Annotated in this window: 16 protein-coding genes; 4 read left to right on the top strand and 12 right to left on the bottom strand. The window is 58.9% G+C overall.

The annotated features are described in order from the left end of the window. A partial coding sequence (locus LAT62_RS11460) for a penicillin acylase family protein (protein ID WP_293383690.1) occupies positions 1–917 on the top strand: 917 nt, incomplete at its 5' end. A gap of 117 nt (positions 918–1,034) precedes the next feature. Here the strand turns inward: LAT62_RS11460 and LAT62_RS11455 are convergent. From LAT62_RS11455 to LAT62_RS11430, 6 genes are all read right to left on the bottom strand, one after another. After that, positions 1,035–2,144: an ABC transporter ATP-binding protein gene (locus LAT62_RS11455; protein ID WP_293383687.1), complete on the bottom strand. Its 1,110-nt coding sequence runs from the start codon at positions 2,142–2,144 to the stop codon at positions 1,035–1,037. A 2-nt stretch (positions 2,145–2,146) separates the two neighbouring features. Beyond that, entirely contained in the window at positions 2,147–3,895 is a 1,749-nt protein-coding gene (locus LAT62_RS11450) for an iron ABC transporter permease (protein WP_293383684.1), read from the bottom strand. Between the two features lie 101 nt (positions 3,896–3,996). Continuing rightward, positions 3,997–5,082, bottom strand: a complete 1,086-nt coding sequence (locus tag LAT62_RS11445; protein WP_293383681.1) for an extracellular solute-binding protein — start codon at positions 5,080–5,082, stop codon at positions 3,997–3,999. A 98-nt stretch (positions 5,083–5,180) separates the two neighbouring features. Beyond that, positions 5,181–6,221 carry an AbrB family transcriptional regulator gene (locus LAT62_RS11440; protein WP_293383678.1) on the bottom strand — a complete coding sequence of 347 codons (1,041 nt, stop codon included), beginning with the start codon at positions 6,219–6,221 and terminating at the stop codon, positions 5,181–5,183. Positions 6,222–6,351: 130 nt separating this feature from the next. Further along, a complete protein-coding gene (locus LAT62_RS11435) occupies positions 6,352–7,233 on the bottom strand; it encodes an NAD-dependent protein deacetylase (protein ID WP_293383675.1) in 882 nt (293 codons plus the stop codon). Then, positions 7,230–7,619, bottom strand: coding sequence for a DUF2237 domain-containing protein (locus tag LAT62_RS11430; protein WP_293383672.1), 390 nt, complete (start codon positions 7,617–7,619; stop codon positions 7,230–7,232). Before LAT62_RS11430 ends, LAT62_RS11435 begins: the two co-directional genes overlap by 4 nt. Positions 7,620–8,084: 465 nt before the next feature. On the opposite strand from LAT62_RS11430, the gene LAT62_RS11425 reads away from it, so the two are divergent. The 3 genes from LAT62_RS11425 to LAT62_RS11415 all read left to right on the top strand — a co-directional run bounded on the left by LAT62_RS11425 (position 8,085) and on the right by LAT62_RS11415 (position 11,833). Beyond that, the gene (locus LAT62_RS11425) at positions 8,085–10,298 is read left to right on the top strand and encodes a PQQ-binding-like beta-propeller repeat protein (protein ID WP_293383669.1); all 2,214 of its coding nucleotides are present in this window, start codon (positions 8,085–8,087) and stop codon (positions 10,296–10,298) included. A gap of 55 nt (positions 10,299–10,353) precedes the next feature. Then, positions 10,354–10,776 carry a VOC family protein gene (locus LAT62_RS11420; RefSeq protein ID WP_293383666.1) on the top strand — a complete coding sequence of 141 codons (423 nt, stop codon included), beginning with the start codon at positions 10,354–10,356 and terminating at the stop codon, positions 10,774–10,776. Between the two features lie 139 nt (positions 10,777–10,915). Continuing rightward, on the top strand, positions 10,916–11,833 hold the full coding sequence (locus LAT62_RS11415; protein ID WP_293383663.1) for a hypothetical protein: 918 nt from the start codon (positions 10,916–10,918) through the stop codon (positions 11,831–11,833). Positions 11,834–11,847: 14 nt separating this feature from the next. Here the strand turns inward: LAT62_RS11415 and LAT62_RS11410 are convergent, their stop codons facing one another. The 6 genes from LAT62_RS11410 to LAT62_RS11385 form a co-directional block, all read right to left on the bottom strand. Continuing rightward, positions 11,848–13,008, bottom strand: a complete 1,161-nt coding sequence (locus LAT62_RS11410) for a GGDEF domain-containing protein (protein ID WP_293383660.1) — start codon at positions 13,006–13,008, stop codon at positions 11,848–11,850. 108 nt (positions 13,009–13,116) lie between these two features. Continuing rightward, entirely contained in the window at positions 13,117–13,743 is a 627-nt protein-coding gene (locus tag LAT62_RS11405) for a 5-formyltetrahydrofolate cyclo-ligase (RefSeq protein ID WP_293383657.1), read from the bottom strand. Next, complete coding sequence (locus LAT62_RS11400; RefSeq protein WP_293383654.1) at positions 13,740–14,720, bottom strand: 2-dehydropantoate 2-reductase; 981 nt, start codon at positions 14,718–14,720, stop codon at positions 13,740–13,742. Before LAT62_RS11400 ends, LAT62_RS11405 begins: the two co-directional genes overlap by 4 nt. 29 nt (positions 14,721–14,749) lie before the next feature. Continuing rightward, positions 14,750–15,220: a chemotaxis protein CheW gene (locus tag LAT62_RS11395; protein WP_293383651.1), complete on the bottom strand. Its 471-nt coding sequence runs from the start codon at positions 15,218–15,220 to the stop codon at positions 14,750–14,752. A 93-nt stretch (positions 15,221–15,313) separates the two neighbouring features. After that, on the bottom strand, positions 15,314–17,035 hold the full coding sequence (locus LAT62_RS11390) for an EAL domain-containing protein (protein ID WP_293383648.1): 1,722 nt from the start codon (positions 17,033–17,035) through the stop codon (positions 15,314–15,316). A 77-nt stretch (positions 17,036–17,112) separates the two neighbouring features. Continuing rightward, positions 17,113–18,684: methyl-accepting chemotaxis protein (locus LAT62_RS11385; protein ID WP_293383645.1), on the bottom strand; the 1,572-nt coding region annotated here is incomplete at its 5' end.

Genomic DNA, 18,684 nt, shown 5'->3' with positions numbered 1-18,684 from the left:
CGGTGGTCCGCGCTGGCCCGGAGCAGCGGCTGTGGTCGGCCAATGCGCGCATGGCTTCCGATGAGTTCCTCGATCTGCTGGGCCAGGCCCATTTCGCTCTTGGCGCCCGACAGCAGCAGATCCGTGATGTGCTGCTGGCCAGTGAGCAATTTGATGAAGAAGACTTCCTTGCCTTGAAACTGGATGACCGGGCGCTGTTCCTGCAGCGTTGGCGTGACCTGCTGCTGGAGGTTCTGGAAAACGTGGAAGCGGAAGGCCTGGTGGAGATGCGCCAGTATGTCGACAACTGGGCCGGACGCGCCTCTGCCGACGATGTCGGGTATCGACTGGTCAAACGCTTCCGTGAACAGGTGGTCGACAGCACCGTGGGCATGGTCTACCGCCACCTGCAGCGCGAGGCGGGGGCCATCTTCCGACCCTACTGGATCAACAATATGGCGGAGTATCCGGTCTGGGCGCTGGTCAGCGAACAGCCCGAACGTCACATACCCGAGCCCTACCCGAGTTGGAATGATTTTCTGTTTGATATGGCAGCGGCCACTCTGGATCAAGTAACGGCAGACGGCGTGCCTCTGGTCGAGCAGACCTGGGGCAAGGACAATACCATCAATATTGCCCACCCGATGGCCGATGGTGTACCACTGCTGGGGCGCTTCCTGCGCATGCCGCAAGAGCCGATGAGCGGTGATGTCTTCCTGCCGCTGGCCCAGGGCAGAACCTGGGGAGCGTCACAGCGTATGGCGGTATCTCCGGGGCATGAACAGGACGGCATATTCCATATGGCGACCGGGCAGAGCGGGCACCCGCTGTCTCCGTTTTTTGACAGCGGTCACCGCGACTGGGTAGAAGGTCGACCCTCGCCACTGCTACCGGGTGATGTGTCGCATCAACTGCACCTCTTGCCTGCCGGCGATTGAGGTTGCGCAAGGGGCCTACGGCCCCATCGCGCAACGGGGTGCGCTCCTACTTTGCGCTGGGTGCCTGTGTTCCGTAGGAGGCCACCCCGTTGGCCGATGGCGCGCGCAGCGCGCCCCTCACGCCGCGGCAACGGCCTCACTGGGGTAGGCCCGCGCCCGCTCCGGCGGCACGGCAATGCATACCATTTCCCCCGGCGCCACGGACCGGTCGGCATGTACGGTCAGCAATGAATCACCGGCCGCGCAGCGCAAGCGCCAGCTTAAACCCTCGAAGTGGCAGTCTCTTACCACCGCAGTGATGCAGTTGCTGTTGCACTTGTCGACCTCGGCCAGTGACAGGGCAGCCGGCTGCATCATCATGGTCATGCGGTCACCGGAACTCACGCTGTTACTGTCGCCGGAAATCTCCAGCCGGCGATCTCCCTGGCGTACCTGAATCCGCCCGTCCAGTGCCCGCTCAACTTCCACCTGTACCCGGTTGGAAAACCCGACCAGGCCAGCGACCCAGGGCGTTGCCGGCCGGCGGAAAATGTCCAGGGCTGTACCCATCTGTTCGATCTTGCCATGCCGCATCACGATCAGACGGTCACCCAGGGTCAGCGCCTCCTGCAGGTCATGGGTCACATACATGGCCGTAGTCCCGACCTGCCGCAAGATCACCGCCAGTTCATCACGCATCTGCAGACGCAATTGAGAGTCCAGGTTGGACAGGGGCTCATCCAGCAGCAGCAATCGCGGATTGGTCGCCAGCGCGCGGGCAATGGCCACACGTTGTTGCTGCCCGCCCGAGAGTTGGCGCGGAAAGCGGTCACCGAGGCCATCCAGTTCAAGCAAGCTCAGCAGCTCTTTTGTGCGCGGGGCCCAGTCGGACTTCGGGATCTTGCGATAGCGCATCCCGAATCGGATGATTTGGTTCACCGTCATGTGCGGCCAAAGGGCATAGTCCTGAAAGACCATATTAACCGGACGCTTTTCCGCCGGCATGACAAAGCCGGGGGTGTTGACCCGCACACCACCGATGTCGATGGTGCCGCTGGTGGGCTGATCCAGGCCGCCAATCAAACGCAGCAGAGTGGATTTACCGCAGCCTGAGGCGCCCAGCACTGCGATGACTTCACCGGGCTGGATATCAAGATCAATACTGTCCAGCGCCACGGCGTCGCCGTAGGTGCGGCGCAGTTGACGAATGGATACTTCGGGTGTCTGGTTTGTCGACGAGTCTGACATGATTACTTGGCCTCCGTCGCCTCGAAATAGGTTCTGAATGTTCTGCGCATGCCCCAGCGGGTTGCCACGATGATGCAGGCGGTGATGCTGCACACGATCACGGTGGCAGCGGTTGCCCAGCCGTATTCGACCGTGCGGAACTGGTTGTCGATGATCACCGGTATCGTCGGATAGCCCGGTGGTTGCAGCATGGTGGTGATCGCCAGGTCGAATACGCTGGAGGCGAACACCGCCAGTCCTGCTGACATCATGCCGGCCATGATCAGTGGCATCAGGATGGCTCGCAGTCGTGTGAGCAGACCGGCCCCCTGCAAAGCGGCACTGGACAGGAACGATTTTGGCGTCTGCGCCACGGCCCCCAACATCACGCGTACTGCAATCGGTATAGAGGACGCGGCCGAGCACAGAATGATGGCCCATTCCGATCCATAGACCTGCACCCCCAGATCGGCCAGCCAGCGCTGGTTCCACATCAGGATATAGCCGACCGCGAGGACAATGCCCGGCACCGCCAGCGTCACGGTGGAGGCAACATCAATGAACTGCTTCATCTTGTTGTTGCTGAAAGCCAGCAGATAGGCAGCGAAGAAGCCGACCACCATGGAGATGGCAGCCGCCTTGAAGGCGATGCTGAAGGAGTTCTGCAGTGCCGGCAGCAGGGCCGAACCGCTGGAGAGCACTTCGACATAGTTCTGCAGCGTCAGATTGTCGACGGTCAGGCCGCGACTGTAGCGCTCCATGAAGGATACCGACAGACTTGTGCCCAGCGGCGCAAAGATGGCCAGAAACAGAAAAAGCACATTGAGCAGCATCAGCACCGGCCAGAAACTCGGCCTGGGCCGATTGCGCGGCGCTGCACCGGCATTGAGGAAATCGGTGCCCCGTCCGCGCAATACCTTGAGCTGCAGGGCGATGGCAGCGCCAACCAGACTGACCAGCACAAAGGACAACACGGCGCCGCCCTCGAACGATACCGGCACTGTCTGCACTTCGGAGCGGATGATGTAGGGAATCAGCGGGAAGTTGAAGACTGAGAGAAAGGCCGCCGGCAGGCCGAAGTCGCCGATGCTGTCCACAAACACCAGAATGGCCGCTGACAGAAAGGCCGGAATCAGCAAGGGCAGTCTGACCCGCCACAGGGTCTCGCGCGCATTGGCGCCACACAGTCGGGCCGCCTGTTCGTAACGCGTTACATCCCATTGCAGTGCGGCGCTGGTGGCCAGATAGGCGAGTGGAAAGTTGGTCAGCGCCATCACCACAATCATGCCTGGCAAGGTAAAGACCTGATCGCCGAGCCAGCCAATGCCGAGCTGCGAGGCTGTGCCGCCGCTGCGGGCAAACAGCACCCAGCCCTGCGCAATGATGAACGACGGCATGACCAGAATGAACCAGGCGGCCACATCGATCAGGCCGGCGGTGGGGAATCGATAGTTGTGGCGCATCCAGGCCAGACCGGCCCCGATGATGGTGCCCAGTATCATGGTGCCGGTGGCCAGACTCAGCGAGTTGGTCACGGCGCGGCGCCAGAGGCGACGCTCCCAGAGATCACGAAACAGGCGAAAATCACCCAGCGTGTAATCGCCCAGATAGAAACGGGGAAACGCCAGGTGCAGCAGCATGGCAATCAGTGGCGCTGCGACCAATAGCAGCAACGCCAGAACAACACCGGTCATCATCACGCCGTCAGCGGTGGGCAGCCGCATGCGCAGGCGGTCCAGCGGCGAGATACCGGGTGTGGGAAGGGTAGACATCAGACCTCCGAAAGTGGGTTACCAGAACGCAGACAGGCCCGACCGGCAAAGCCAGTCGGACCTTCAGCAGGTGTGGCAGCGAACTGCCAGTACCATTGGCGTTACATGGTCTGGTCAGAGAACCAGCGCTTGATCTCGTTTTCGACTTCACCCATCCAGACGTAGTCGATGAAGTTATACTGAGTTTCAGCGTTCAGGAACTCATTCGGTGGCAGCAGATCGTTGGCTGACGCATGGCGGTTGACCGGCACAAAGTAGCGGTTGCGATGGTCAATGTTGGTCAGGTATTCCTGTGTTTCTGCAGACAGCATCCATTCGATGAAGGCCTGTGCTTCTTCAACAAGGTCAGTTTCTGCAGAGATGCCCGCCGCACGCGCCGCGCCAGGAACGCCCTCCTCCGGATAGAAGATGCCAATGTTCTCTCCTTTCTCGACTTCGCCGTAGGTATTGGGTTCTTCCAGACCGGCTACACACAGTTCACCGGTCATCAGGGCCTCTGCCACCGGACTGTTGGAACGGAACATGCGCACACCGTTGTTGAAGACCTTCTCCCAGAATTCGTAGCCGGCCTCCATGTCTTCTTCGAAGAACGAAGCAACATAGGGGTAAGCCGGGCCGGAAATGGTTGGGTTGGGCATACCGATGCGACCCTCGAACTGCGGATCGTGCAGCGCGTCCCAGCCGGTAATCTGGTCGACACCTTCGCAGTCACGGTTGTAGGCGAGCAGGGCGGGAGCACCCAGTGTCACCGGCCACCAGGCAGCATCCGGGTGCTGCTGATAGATGTCATTGGCCATGTCACTGTAGTCTGCGACGGCTTCGGGCTGCCAGCCGTTGCTCAGCAAAATGCCTTCTTCATACAGGCGATGAACACTGCCATGGCCCATGACGTAAACCACGTCCCATTGCGGGTTCACCCGCTCGGCTTCGATGCGGGCCAGAATTTCGCCACCGCTCATGTCAACGATCTGTACCGGGATGCCGGTGTCTTCGGTAAAGCGGGCTGCGATCGCATCGCCATGATCGTGCAGATAAACCGTCAGCGTGCCACGGTCCAGTTGAACGGCGCCGGCATCAACGTCGTCAGCGTCGATGGCTTGGGCGGCGACCTGGCCGGCCACGGCAAAGGTGAGTGGAGCAAGCTTGAGCGTGTTGCGAAGTGTTTTCTGTGTAGATGAGTCAATCATGGTTCAGGTACCTCTGTTTGTTGAACAGGACAACCTCTGTAAGGCTGGTACCGACCTTAACGCTTGAAAATTGCAGTTCTGTTAAGCCTTTTTTGCAGTCATCTTTCAGTCCCCTTAGTTGGGTAGATGCTGCAGTGCACGAGCCACTGCAACAGGCGGCCACTCAGCCCGTTGACCATGATGGCGCGTGTTATGTGAAAAGTTGTCACCAATGCCAGATTGAGTTGCAGCAACTCGGCGCTGATGGCCATTTCGGCAAAGCCCCCCGGCGAGGTCGCCAGCATCAGGCTCGGCAGATCCACGGGCAGCCACCAGTGACACACCAGCGCATACAGGCCCAGTAACCCTGCCAGCAACACGATGAACAGAAAACAAACGGGCACAAACGGCAGCAGCCCCCGAACAATCTGGCGCTGAAAGCGGGCACCGATGGTGATGCCGATCAAGTACTGACCGGCGTGAAACAGCTCTCTGGGCATCTGAGAATCCAGCTCCAGACTGACAGAGACCACGGCAACAGCCACCAGGGCGCCAACCATCCAGGGATTGTTGAACCGCGTCTTGCGGACCAGCCACACGCCGGCTCCAGCCAGCATCAATACAAGCGGAACCTGATACCAGTCGAGGAGGGTCTGGCTGGCTCGCTGGTCCATCTGGCCCTGTATTTCGAGCCAGAACATGATCGGTGGCAGTACTGATACCACCAGCGCGACACGCATGGCATGCATCAGGGCAATGGGTTCGGCGGGCGCGCCGGTGCGCGCGCCGATATTGGCCATTTCCGACAGTCCACCCGGCATCAGGCAGAAGAAGCAGGTGCGGGTATCGTAACGGCTGAAGCGTGCCATCAGGGGGGCCAGGGCGGCGCCAAGGCACATCGCCACCGCTGCCGAGATCACCATCAGTGGAATCAGTGAGGTGACCGAGAAAAGCGCGTCGGCCGTCAGCGTCAGGCCCAGAGTGCTACCGACGATCAATTGACCGGCTCGGCGCCCGGGCAGGGGCGCGAAGGCACGCAGGCCGGCCAAGGAAAACAGGGCAGTCATCACCATGGGCCCCAGCACCCAGGCCAGGGGGATGCCTGCAAGATGACCAAGATAGCCTGTCAGTGCGGAGCACAAGGCGGATAGGAACGGCATGGGAAGCATAATGGCCAGTATGCCGGATGTACGTGGCAAAAATGTGAAAGGGATGAGCGAGGAGCCGGTGTTCCGTAGGAGGCCACCCCGCTGGCCGATGGCGTGCGCAGCAAGCCCTTGGACGATGGCGTCAGATTCCGCCGGCCACCCGACCCAACACCGGCCCGATGGCGCAATCCAGCTTCAGCGTGGCCATGTCATCGGCCCGGGTGCGCCCGCGATTCAGCAGGGCAATGGGCAGCCCCGCCTGCTCGGCATAGCGACAAAACCGGAACCCCGAGAACACCATCAGCGAGGAGCCGATCACCAGCAACCCAGCGCTGTTTTCCAGCGCCTGCCTGGCTTGATTAACCCGTTCGCGTGGCACATTGTCGCCAAAATAGACCACATCCGGCTTCAGAACGCCGGCGCACTGTGGACAGTCGGCCACCCGGAAGCGGGTAAAGTCGGCCTCGAGATCGGCATCGCCGTCGGGCGCGGTTGCTGCCGTAAAATCCCGAAAATCCGGGTTGAGCTCGCTGCACCGGTCATGCACATCGACACGCGGGCAGCGATAACCGCAACTCATGCACAGCACCTCATCGGCACGGCCGTGCAGATCGATCACGTTGCGCGTTCCGGCCCGCTGATGCAGGCGGTCCACATTCTGGGTAATGACGGTACCGATCAGCCCCGCCTGCTGCAGCCTGGTCAGTGCTTCATGAGCCGCATTGGGCTGCGCCTGCTGCATCACCGGCCAGCCCACCAGGCTGCGTGCCCAGTAGCGCTGGCGGGTTGCGGGGTCTTGCATGAAATCCAGGTGCTGTACCGGCTGCTTGCGCTTCCAGGCACCGGCGCCATCGCGGTAGTCGGGAATGCCGGAGTCTGTGCTGATGCCCGCGCCAGTGAGCAGCGTCAGCGGCCCATGCTGTTGCAGAAAAGACAGCAGAGCCTCCGCAGCTTCGACCGGGTCGATGACTCGATGCGGCTCAGGCGCCTCAGTGCGTCCGGCCAGCAATTCGGGCTGAGTCACGAACGAACCCCGCTGGGGTTGCGCAGCATCTCCAGCGTGGCCTTCTCCAGCGCATTGAAGTGTGTGCTCTCCAGCTTCACCGGCGGTGCGACACCGGCCTGATAGGCCTCAAGCCAGCGATCCAGGCAGAGGCACCAGTGATCGCCGGGAACCAGCCCGGGAAAATCGAACTCGGGGCGGGGTGTGCACAGATCGTTCCCTTTCTGCTGGGAATAGGCCAGAAAGACCTCTGTCATCTCGGCACAGACCACATGCTTGCCCTGATCGAGCGGCCCGGTGTGGCAGTAGCCATCTCGATAGAACCCGGTTTTGGGGGTAAAGCAGCAAGGCTGCAGCGGCGTGCCGATCACATTGATCGCTTGCAGTTGGCTGGACTCGGTGGCCATGAGGTCACGCCTCCTGTGAAAAGTCTTTGTCTACTGTATCTGATATGCAGCGGTCGCGGAAACAGATCAACGTGCAGGACATTTAAATGTGTACTTTTCAGAGCGAACGACAATTTGTGTAAGTGGTTTGTAAGCAAACCGGGTGTAAGCTGTAGGCACTTAACAGATATCTTCCAGTCGGGAGTTCCTTTGAAGGAGTGACGCATGAACAGACATTACAGAGCTTGGGTATTGTGTGGTGCTCTTGTCGCCATGGTTGGATGCAACAGCGGGAGCTCGGGTTCAAGTTCTGATTCTGCAGAAGATGAATCGCCAGAGCAGGAACTGCCAGAATTGACTCTGAGCGGAACCTCGCATGAATTGGCCGTCCGCCTGAGTTGGACGGGTGCTGATGAGGTGGATGTCTATTTCGCCCGGGACCCCGAGTGTGACTGGGTCAGCTATGGCAGCTGCCCGGGTGGCGGCTTGATCACGGATGTCACGGGAGAGAAGGTCGATGTCGAGGTCGAAGACGGCCTGGCCAGCAGCCGGGCTCACTGGTTTGTGATTCGCACTGACGATGGACGCGAGTCCGAGGTCGTGGCGGGAAGGCCATGGCGGGCTGTGCCAAATAATAATGTAATTGATATGGATCTAAGTGGGAACACGCTCTATATCGGCGGCCGTTTCGACCAGTTGGGTGCGCCATTGGGTGGGCTTGGATTATTTGATCACTCTGGAAACCTGACCGACGTGTTGCCGTGGACGGATGATCGCGTTTATACAACAGTGCCTAACGAGGCAGGCGGTCTTTTTGTTGGAGGCGGTTTCGAACACGTTGGAGGGCATAAGCGACATTACGTGGCTCAGATCGATCAATATGGCCGGGTTACTGACTGGGCCGTTGACCTCGAAGACGATGTGTACGCCCTGGTGCTCAGTGATGATCGCCTCTTCATCGGTGGAGAATTCCGGACAGCAGAAGGCAATTCACAATACGAAAACCTGGCCGTTGTTGATGTCTCGGATGGCAGTCTGGATGAAGACTGGAGTGCAGAGGTCGATAGTTACGTGCATGCTCTGGAGCTGCAAGGGGACCTGCTTTTTGTGGGGGGAAGATTCGGATCTGTCAATGGTACCAGTCGAGAAGGCATTGTGGCGCTTGATCCTGAAACAGGAGCAACAATCGAGACATGGCAAGGACATACCGACAATACGGTTTACGCTCTTGTAGTGACCGATTCTATGGTCATTGTCGGAGGCCGCTTCAATAAAGCCAATGATGAAGACCGGGCCTATCTGGCGGCCTTTGACAGGGATGACGGTAGCCTGCTGAAGAACTGGAACGCTGAACTTGATCATGAAGTGAATGCTTTGGCGCTCGTTGGTGACAGGCTCTACATTGGTGGTCGATTCGATACGGTGCAGGGGCAGGATCAACAGCATGTGGCCGCACTGGATGCCACCAGTGGAGAGTTGATAGAAACCTGGCGGCCGGACGTGCCGGAAAGGGCGGAATCGATAGACGTGCATGATGGACGAGTCTACCTGGGTCTTAGAGAGAAACTCGATGACGGGGAATACTTGCTGGTACTGGATGAGGACACCGGTGACCGGATTGAGCTGCCGGCTTTCGGACTGGATGCTCGCATTGAGCATGTTGCCGTCAACGACGAAAACATTCTGCTGGGTGGTCGCTTTAAAACGGGAAAGGCGATCTCTGGTACAGCAAATCTGGCAGCGCTGGATAAGGACACCGGCCGCACTCAGGCGCAATGGTCCGCCCCGGTGATAGACGGCCGGAACAACGTCATAGATTCCATTGCCGTTGCGGATGACAAGTTGTTTTTTGGTGGCGAGATTGAGGACATTGACGGTGTATCGGTCTCCGAAATAGGGCAGGTTGATCGCCATACCGGGGCATTCAACGCTGACTGGACACCTGAGTTGGATGGACGAGTAGATGTCCTGCATGCTGATGGGCAGCGTCTTTACGTTGGAGGGGTATTTTCCGAGATCAACTCGGTAGGTCGTCAGCGTATTGCAGCCTTCAGCACGGTCTCGGGAGAGCTGGATACTGACTGGTCCCCTGAGTTGGACAGCAGAGTATTTGCCATTGAGACGGGTGAAGGTTTCGTTGCTGTCGGTGGCATGTTTTCCAGTGCAGAGTCTCATGATCGCGAAAAACTGGCTGTCTTTGACTGGGATGGCGAACTGATGACTGCTTTTCCTGATTATGAGGCAGACATGCTGGTGCGAGCACTAATGATTGAAGGCTCTGCTTTGTATGTGGGCGGCACTTTCAGAACTTTGGGGGGCGTCGATCGCTTTCGGACAGCAGCAATTAACCTCGACAATGCTGAGCGTTTGCCATGGCACGCAAGTCTTGAGCCGGAAACAACGTCCACAAGTGCAAGTGCCTATGCCATTGCTTCCGACCCCCATGCCAGATACGTGGGTGGGCGCTTCAACTTCGAAAGTCAGGGCATCGAACTGAATCATCTGGGTGCCTTCAACAGACTTAGCGGTGCTCCGATCGAATGGAATCCCGGGATTGGAAGCCGAGTCGATGCAGTCATTGCCGGCGACGACCTCGTCTACGTGGCCGGCAGATTTGATCAGGTAGCAGGCCATCCAGCAAGATACCTGGTCGTGCTCGAAGGCGTGGGCTACGGCCCGGATGCCGAGGTTGTCTGGTAACCGCTCTGCGCCATGCTAGAATGGCGGTCATTGTGTTTGCGGAGGAGTTGTTGCCGTGTCTCAGTTGTCGCCGTTTCATCTGGCCTTTCCTGTACATGATCTTGAGGCTGCCCGCCATTTCTATGGCGAGCTTTTGGGGTGCCCGGAGGGCCGCAGTTCGGATGAGTGGATCGATTTCGATTTCCACGGCCACCAGATCGTGGCGCACTATTCTGCGGACCAAAAACCCGTCGAGCATATCAACCCGGTCGATGGTCATGATGTGCCGGTGCCGCACTTTGGTGTGGTGCTGTCGATGGCTGAATGGCAGGACGTGGCCGACCGCCTGACCAGAGCCGGCGTCGATTTCGTGATCGAACCCTATATCCGCTTCAAGGGTCAGCCCGGAGAGCAGGGGACGCTGTTTTTCCGCGATCCCAGCGGCAACAACCTTGAAATCAAGGGCTTCGCTGACCGCAGCCAGTTGTTTGCCCGCTGACCTTCAACAACAGGTATTTGTGGATAACCTCGGGGCCTCGCTTTCGGTCGTCCACTCAGGCCTTTCATTCAATATGTAACCTCCCTGTAACCTCGTTGAACTTAGGCTGAAATCTGCCTGTTCAGGACTGGGAGGTCTTATGCCAAATCATCTCAAACTGGTTTGCGCAAGCATCGTCGTAGTCGCACTCATCCTGCTTGGCGCCTGCAGCGACGGCAGTAGCGGGAGCAGCAGCGACGACGCGGACTCGACTAATGGCGAAGAGCAGTCGGCTGACGAGGGGTCACCGACGTCTTCCGAGCTGATGCTGGACACCTCGTCACGGCCGCATGCCGTGCATCTGGCCTGGACAGGTGCAGATACGGTCGATATCTATTTTTCCACCGATCCTGAATGTGACTGGGATGCCTATGGCAGTTGCCCGGCCAGCGGGCTGATTACCAATGTCGAGGGTCAGGAATCCCTGCTTGCTGCGCCAGCGGATGGCTTGCTGATCAATCGTGCGCACTGGTTTGTGGTAGCGGCGGGTGATCGGATATCGGATCCCATGCCCTGGTCATCAGAAACGGTTTACGGCGTGGCTTCGGACGGCCATGGGTGCTATTTCTATTTTGGTGACTTCGAGTGGTTCATGGGCGAGCCACGGAAAAACATCGCGCATGTGGACGAATTCGCCAGGCTGGCCGCTGTGGATGCCGGATCCGGTGAACTTCAGACCTGGCAACATGATCTGCATCCGGAAGTCCTGACTGACCTCACTTTTCTCGGGTCGTTTTCGCTGGAAGTGCAGGGTGACGTGCTTTATGTCGGCGGCCGTTTTCAGGGTACCGAGCATATGGATCAGAGTAATCTGATAGCCCTGACTGCTGCCGATGGCACCTGGGTAGACTGGGTTCCTCCCGAATTCGAGAGTCTGTCGCGCATCAGAGCACTGCAAACCGATGACAACTGGGTCTGCGTCGCCGGCGGACTGGACAGTATCGCCGGCTACCCCGGCAGAAACCTGGTGGTGTTCAGTAATGCAAGCCAGGGATCGGAGGCCAGTATTCGCTGGTGAAACAGACGCTGGCGTTATCCCTCAGCAGGAGTGGCATTCTCCGGCTCCTCCAGCGGGGGCTCGGCCGGCTGGCTGGTCGCTTCCCCGGCTGCAACCACCTGGTTGCGTCCGCCGTGTTTGGCAGCGTACAGGGCCTTGTCGCTTTCCGTATAGAGTGTCTGGGCCGCTTTTTCCTTCGGAATGGCGGTCGCCAGGCCGATGCTGACCGTGATCTGTTTGCGCTCCTGTATGACTGAGCGCAACCGCTCCGCGACCACAGCCGCTTCCCTGGGCCCGCACTCAGGCAGGAAGATGGCAAACTCCTCGCCTCCCAGACGCAGAGCGGTGCCTTCCTGGCGCAGTATCGATGTCAGTAATTCCGCCAGGTCACGCAAACACTGATCACCTGCCGGGTGGCCATGGCTGTCGTTGAAGTGTTTGAAATGGTCGATGTCGAGCAACAGCAGAGCAACCGGTTTTTGTTGCTTGCTGCGGTCTTGCCAGTGGCGCTCCATCAACTGGTCGAAGTAGCGCCGGTTGGGCAGCCCGGTAAGCGAGTCATGCAGGGCGAGGCTGGTAAGCTCCCGATTTTGCCGATTCAACTGGCTGACCAGGGTTCTGTTCCGGTACTCCAGCACCTTGCTGTTGTAAGTACCCACAGACCAGATATAGGCGAATATGCAGAACAGCAGCCCATTGTTAACCGGACCGATGGCGAGCGCGTCATGGCCCCACAGGACCACTGCATAGCCCAACGCAATCAGCGCAAATACCAGGGCGGCTCTGGTGGGCGTCATGAAGCGCAGCATGGCCAGTGCCAGAGTACCGATGATCAGTTCAGTCAGGCCATAAGCCGTTTCCAGATTGCCTGCCACGGCCAGAAACATCCAGATGACCGCCACGCTAAGAATCAGGAACTCACCGAGATAGCGGATTGAGTCGTTGTCTCGCTTGTGACCCAGATGAATCAGCGCCAGGCCGGCCATCAGGCCGCCAATAAACGCCAGGTAAACCGAGAGTGGGAGGCTCTCTACACCCACCAGTGTCAGTGCGAACCACACCACGGCAAACGACAGCAATACCAGGCCAACCACTCGGGTGCGCACGGTATTGATGGAGCGAAACCAGCGATGAAAGCCCTGGCGCTCGGAGCGTCGGACAGACCGTATCAGTTGGGGACTGCTGAACCAGCGCATAACAACACTAACTACCGCAAAAGTGACCGACAGCCAGAGGTGGCTCGGACAGAGAAATAACCGCTAGAGTTTATAGTCTTACCCGACCGGGCGCCAACCCAATAAAATTCAATGGTCAGCTTGCAGAGAACCACCATAGGCGCGTTTCTCCGTCAGCACATAATGCATTGGGCGATCGTGCGGGTCCGTCGGAATCTTGTGAAACACCTGGCACTCGAAGGCAATGCCCACATGACAGCAATCTGGCCGCGTGCTCGGCAACAGTCGATCATAGTAGCCGGCGCCATTGCCGAGACGATCACCCAGCGGTGAGAAGGCGACTCCCGGGACCAGCACCAGATCCAGTTCTTCCGGCGCCACGATGCGCTTCGGGTCATCCCACCGGTCGCGCGGCGGCTCCGGAATGTTCCATGTTCCTGGCACCAGTTCACTGAGGTGTTTCAGGTGCCACAGACCGAGGCAGGGGGCACCCTGATAATCCACTGTGCAGAACGGTATCACCACGCGCTGGTTGCCGCCCAGCGCCTGCTCGAGCGATGGTGTGGTGACCACTTCAGTCCGACAACTGATATACCAGAGAATAGTGCTGGCGGCACACGCTTCGGGTAACGTCAGTGCCCGGCCCAGTATTTTCTGGCTGACACCCAGTCGATCTGGCTGCGCGCCTCTTGCTGCGTAGGCGGCCTGACGCAGCTCATTCTTGTTGCGAGGTGCACTCAATCGGGCGTCATTCACGCTGTTTCTCCTGCAGCAGGCTGAGAAGGGCCCCTGTGCCAGGTCTGCTGTCCGTCCAGCAGGGCATAGACCAGCCCGGTCAGTGGTACAGCCAGATCATGTTGTGCGGCACGGGCCAGCACCGGCCCGCAGATACCGTCCAATTCCAGGGGTCGACCCTTCTCCCGATCAACCAGCATCGACGTCTTGATGGCATCGAAGGTGCTGATCAGGTCGAACATCTCGTCAACGTCCTTGTCCTGCAATTCGATTCCGTCGGCCTGCCCGGCCACAAGGGTTTCTCGCATGATGGCCTTGACCACAGGGCCGTAGTAGGGGTGGGCGCACAAACTGCGGGTATCGAGGCCGGTAATGGCCGACAGCGGGTTCAGCGAGTTGTTGAGCATCAACTTGCGCCACAGTTCCACCTGAATATTGGGGCTCAGGGTGGTGGGAATGCCGGCGGCGCTGAATGCCTGTTCCATAGACTCGGGCAGTCCAGGCACAGACTCGCCCTGCTCGGCATCCGGCCAGAGGCCGAATATGACCTGCGCTGGCCCATCGACTTCAACCGTGCCCGGCTCGGTAATATGGCCGCCGATGCGCACGGCCAGTCCGCCCAGGGTGCGTGCACGGCCAACAGCCTGTTCGACCAGCGCTTCGTTGTCGACACCGTTCTGCAGCGACAGTATTGGCGTCGCCGCGTTGGCGAGCCAGTCATTCATGCCCTGCAGCCAGTCGGCAGTAGCCTGTGATTTGAAGCACAATATCAGGGTGTCGAAGTCGTCGCAGGAAAAGTCCCGGGTCAGTCTGGCCTGGTCAACCGCATCGATCATGCCATCAAAGAAGAAGTCGGCGTGACGGACCAGCAGCCCCCGGTCCTGCATGGCTCTCAGGTGCTGGCCACGGGCTTGAAATACCACCTCATGCCCGGCCGTCTGCAGGCGGGCGCCATAATAGCAGCCGATACCCCCGGCACCGACAATCAGAAATTTCATACTGGCCTCCGCATCAGAGTCGTCGCGACTCAGGACACCATATCATGCAGATTGATCAGGATAATCAGTGTGTCATCTCGATTGCACACCCCTTTGATGTAGTGCGACATTTCATCGCTGCCCACATTGGGGGGTGGCTCTATTTCGGATTCTTTCAGGTAAATGACTTCCGATACGGAGTCGACCATGATGCCGATGGTTTCGGCGTCGGTCTCGATGACCACGATGCGGGTATCGTCGGTGACCTCGGCCGTGTCCAGGCCAAAGCGTGTGCGTGCATCGATCACTGTGACGACATTGCCGCGCAAGTTGATGATTCCGAGCACATAGGGCGGAGCACCCGGTACGGGCGAGATTTCAGTATGGCGCAGAACTTCCTTGATGTTCATCACATCCAGACCATACACCTCTTCCGCCAGGTTGAAGGTCATCCACTGGAGCAGATTGTGATCCTGCACCGCTTCGAAGTCGGTGCCTGATTTAAGGTTCTGCGTGCTCATAGGGTTGTTCCGACTGTTTTCCGACTAGTGTGAGATAGATCGGCCGATACGGCAAGAAGATTAGCTGCAGGGCTCGGAAAATGATGGTGTGGCTCACAAATCAAAGCGTCGCAGCGGGTGGGGCGGCGACCCTTTGGGGTCCAGGTATTTGCGCCGCACATGCTCCAGGCTGAGCGGCTGATTGAGCAGCCCGCCCTGAATCATGTCGCAGCCCAGCTTTTCCAGCAGCTCCGACTCGGCCTGTCGGCGCACGCCGCTGGCCAGCACCCGATAGCCCAGAGCATGGGCAAACTGGATAATGCCGGCGGCCACGCGCTGGCGTTCCGGCTTGCGGTCCAGGTTGTGCACAGCGGAGGGGTGCAGCTTGATGAAGTCCAGAGGCAGTCGACTGGCAAAGGTGATCGAAGACAGGCCGGTACCGAAATCATCCAGCACCACCTGACAGCCCATCTCGCGCGCGTGTTCCAGAGCACTGAAGGCGAGATCGTTGTCCTGAAACTGGATGGTTTCAACGATTTCCAGTGTCAGGTCGACCTGCCCGTCGTCAAAATAGCGCCTGACTTCCTGCAGCGTGTCGACAAATGACCCCGACTCGATCTGCGCCGGCATCATGTTGATGCCCATGCCGATGTCATATCCTTCCCGCTTGAGCTGCGCCGAGTACTGGGCTACTTCATTGATCAGCCAGCGGTTGAAGGCCTGACCGGCAGCCGAATTGTCGATAAATTCCTGGAAATGGTCGTGACTGAGGAGGCCACGCTCGGGGTGGTGCCAGTAAGGCAGAACCTCGAAACCGATGGTGAGCTTTTCCGGCAGAGACAACACAGGCTGGAAAAACAGCTCGATATCCTCGTTGACAAGCGCATCCTCGAAGTGGCCTCGAGCCAGCTGGGACTTTCCGGTGTTCAACGCAGTACCTATGGCAACTTGCTGCTTGCCGGCACCCTTGGCCTTGTACATGGCGGCATCAGCACTATCAATCAACTCTTCCGGATTGACCTCGGAGTCGGCAGTAAAGGCGACACCGGCTGAAGCATTCAGTTGATAGGCCTGGCCGTCCGGAAGGGTGAAGGGCGCAAAGAGATTGCTGAACAGGCGTTCGGTCATGTCCCGAGCCTGCTCTGAGCCGGTGATACCAAAGAAAGCCAGTACAAACTCGTCGCCACCAAAGCGGGCCACCAGATCATTGCTGCGCACCGCTGAGCGCAGACGCTTGCCCAACTGCTGCAGCAAAAGATCGCCCACCGCATGGCCATAGTTGTCATTGATGGGCTTGAAGTTGTCCAGATCCAGAAACACCACCGCCGCCCCGGATCTGGATACCTTGAGTTTGCTCAGGCGCTGCCTGACTTCGTGCAAAAACTGCTCCCGGTTGAACAGACCCGTCAACGAGTCCATACCGGCTTTGATTTCAAGACGAGCCTGATCCCAGCGTTGCTGTGTGATGTCCCGCTGCACACCGAGCAGCAAGGGTTTGGATTTTTTGCTTGGCAGTCGGGTAAGCCAGAGCTCACTCCAGCGTGTATCCCGCTCCTCCGTGCTGTGCTGCAGAGTCAAGGCCAGAGTGTCTGTCTCCGGGTCATTTTCAGACTGCAGCAGGCGCTGCAACAGATCATCAGAGGTAAGCCGGTAGTAGTCTTGCAGGCGCTTGCCTTCGAGCGCCTCCATGGAGTCTCCGGCCAGTTCAGCCCAGGCTTGGGTACAAAAGCGGATCAGGCAGTCGTTGCCGTCATACTCCAATAGCACGGCCGGCAGGTCAGCTTTGAGTAGCCACCGGCGCACGGATTGGGGCAACTGGCCTGCTTCAGCGGTCATGACGGCTACCACATGGATGCATGAGATCAGTATAGCATCTAATCAGCCCCGCAGCGGCCCAAGTACCTGCCCTGGGCTCAGGCTTTCAGTCGCTGCAATTCCTTGTTCAGGACTTCAATGGATTCACTGGTATTGCGGGTCAGCCGGTCGGCACTCTGTGACAGTTCTGACAGGTGCTGTGCCTGGTCTCCCAGTTCGGTGATATTGCGGTTGATGTCCTCGTTGACCTGACTCTGTTCTTCTGCAGCGGTGGCTACCTGCGTGGCATCTTCGTTGATGCGCTGCACCTGGGTGACAGCATGGTCGAGCTGGTCGGCACTGTTGTGCGTGAGCTTCAGTGTGGCCTGCATTTCTTCCCGGCTCTTGTCCAGTTGTTCCACGGCATTGCGGACATCCTCCTGCAAGCCCTGAATCAGAGCATCGACTTCACGGGTGGATTCCTGAGTGCGTGCGGCCAGCGTGCGGACCTCATCAGCAACCACTGCAAAGCCCCGCCCCTGTTCTCCGGCGCGCGCGGCCTCGATGGCAGCATTCAATGCGAGCAGGTTGGTTTGCTCGGCAATGCCCTGAATGGTCTCCAGAATGCCGTAGATTTCCTTGCTGCGCACCGCCACCTGGCTAACCTGTTCACCGCTGGACTCCATCAGGCCAGACAGTTGTTGCACGCGCTGCAGATTTTCCTGCAGGGCTTCCTGGCTCTGGTTGATATAGTCAAGTGCGCTGTCGGCCGATGAGGAATTGCGGCTGGCCAACTGGGCCACTTCGGCGGCGGCACTGGCCATCTCGTTCATGGCTGTGACAACGCTGTCCAGCTTCTCGTTCTGCTCCGTTACTGAAGTGCCGACCTGTTGCGATGTGTCTGCCATCTGTCGGGAGTCATCGGCGAGCGAAGAGTTCTGCGCCTTCATCCGGCTGATCATCTTGCGCAACTTCTCGGTAAAGTGATTGAACCCATCCGAGAGCTCACGCAGTTCGGTGTGCTGACTGGCGTCCAGTGTCTGCGTCAGATCACCTTCGCTGCTGGCCAGATTTTGCATGCGCTGGGCCATCTGACCGATGGGGCTGATAATGGTGTTCAACAGCCACAGGGTGACGGCAACGATCAGAGCGCCCAGAGCCAGGCCAGCCAGAATGATGCCCACCGTTGACGCCCGTGCGTCGCGGTTCAACTGGTCTGCCAGCGTCTGGACCGGGCCGAGTATGACCGACTCAGGCACGGACACCTGCAGTATCCAGGTGTCGGCCACACCGTCGAGTTCAACCGGCACGCTGTAGTACCAGCGATCGTCCACCTGACGCAGCCCGGTGGTCTCCAGCAATTCATCATCGTAGCCTGTGGCATCGGCAGCCAGTTCACCCAGTTGATCGGAAAAACGGCTGCTGGCTACCAGAAAACCGCGCTGACTGATCAGCATGGCATCCCCGGCGCCACTGAACAGGCGGTCGGCAATGGCTTCAATTTCGGTCTGCACCACGGGCAGGTTGATATCCACACCGACCACGCCGAGAAAACGGTTGCCTGCCATCAGGGGCACAGTGAGCGTCGTCATCAGTTCTTCCTGCCCTTCGGTGATTTCATACAGATAGGGGTCCAGCAGGCAGGTCTCTCCCCGGTCCATGGAACACAGGTACCACTCGGCTTCGCGGAT

The sequence above is a fragment of the Natronospirillum sp. genome (genome assembly GCF_022565775.1).
In the GTDB taxonomy this organism is placed as follows: Bacteria; Pseudomonadota; Gammaproteobacteria; order Pseudomonadales; family Natronospirillaceae; genus Natronospirillum.
The sequence above is the reverse complement of the archived record's forward strand: the minus strand, read 5'-3'. Positions and strand labels throughout refer to the sequence as shown.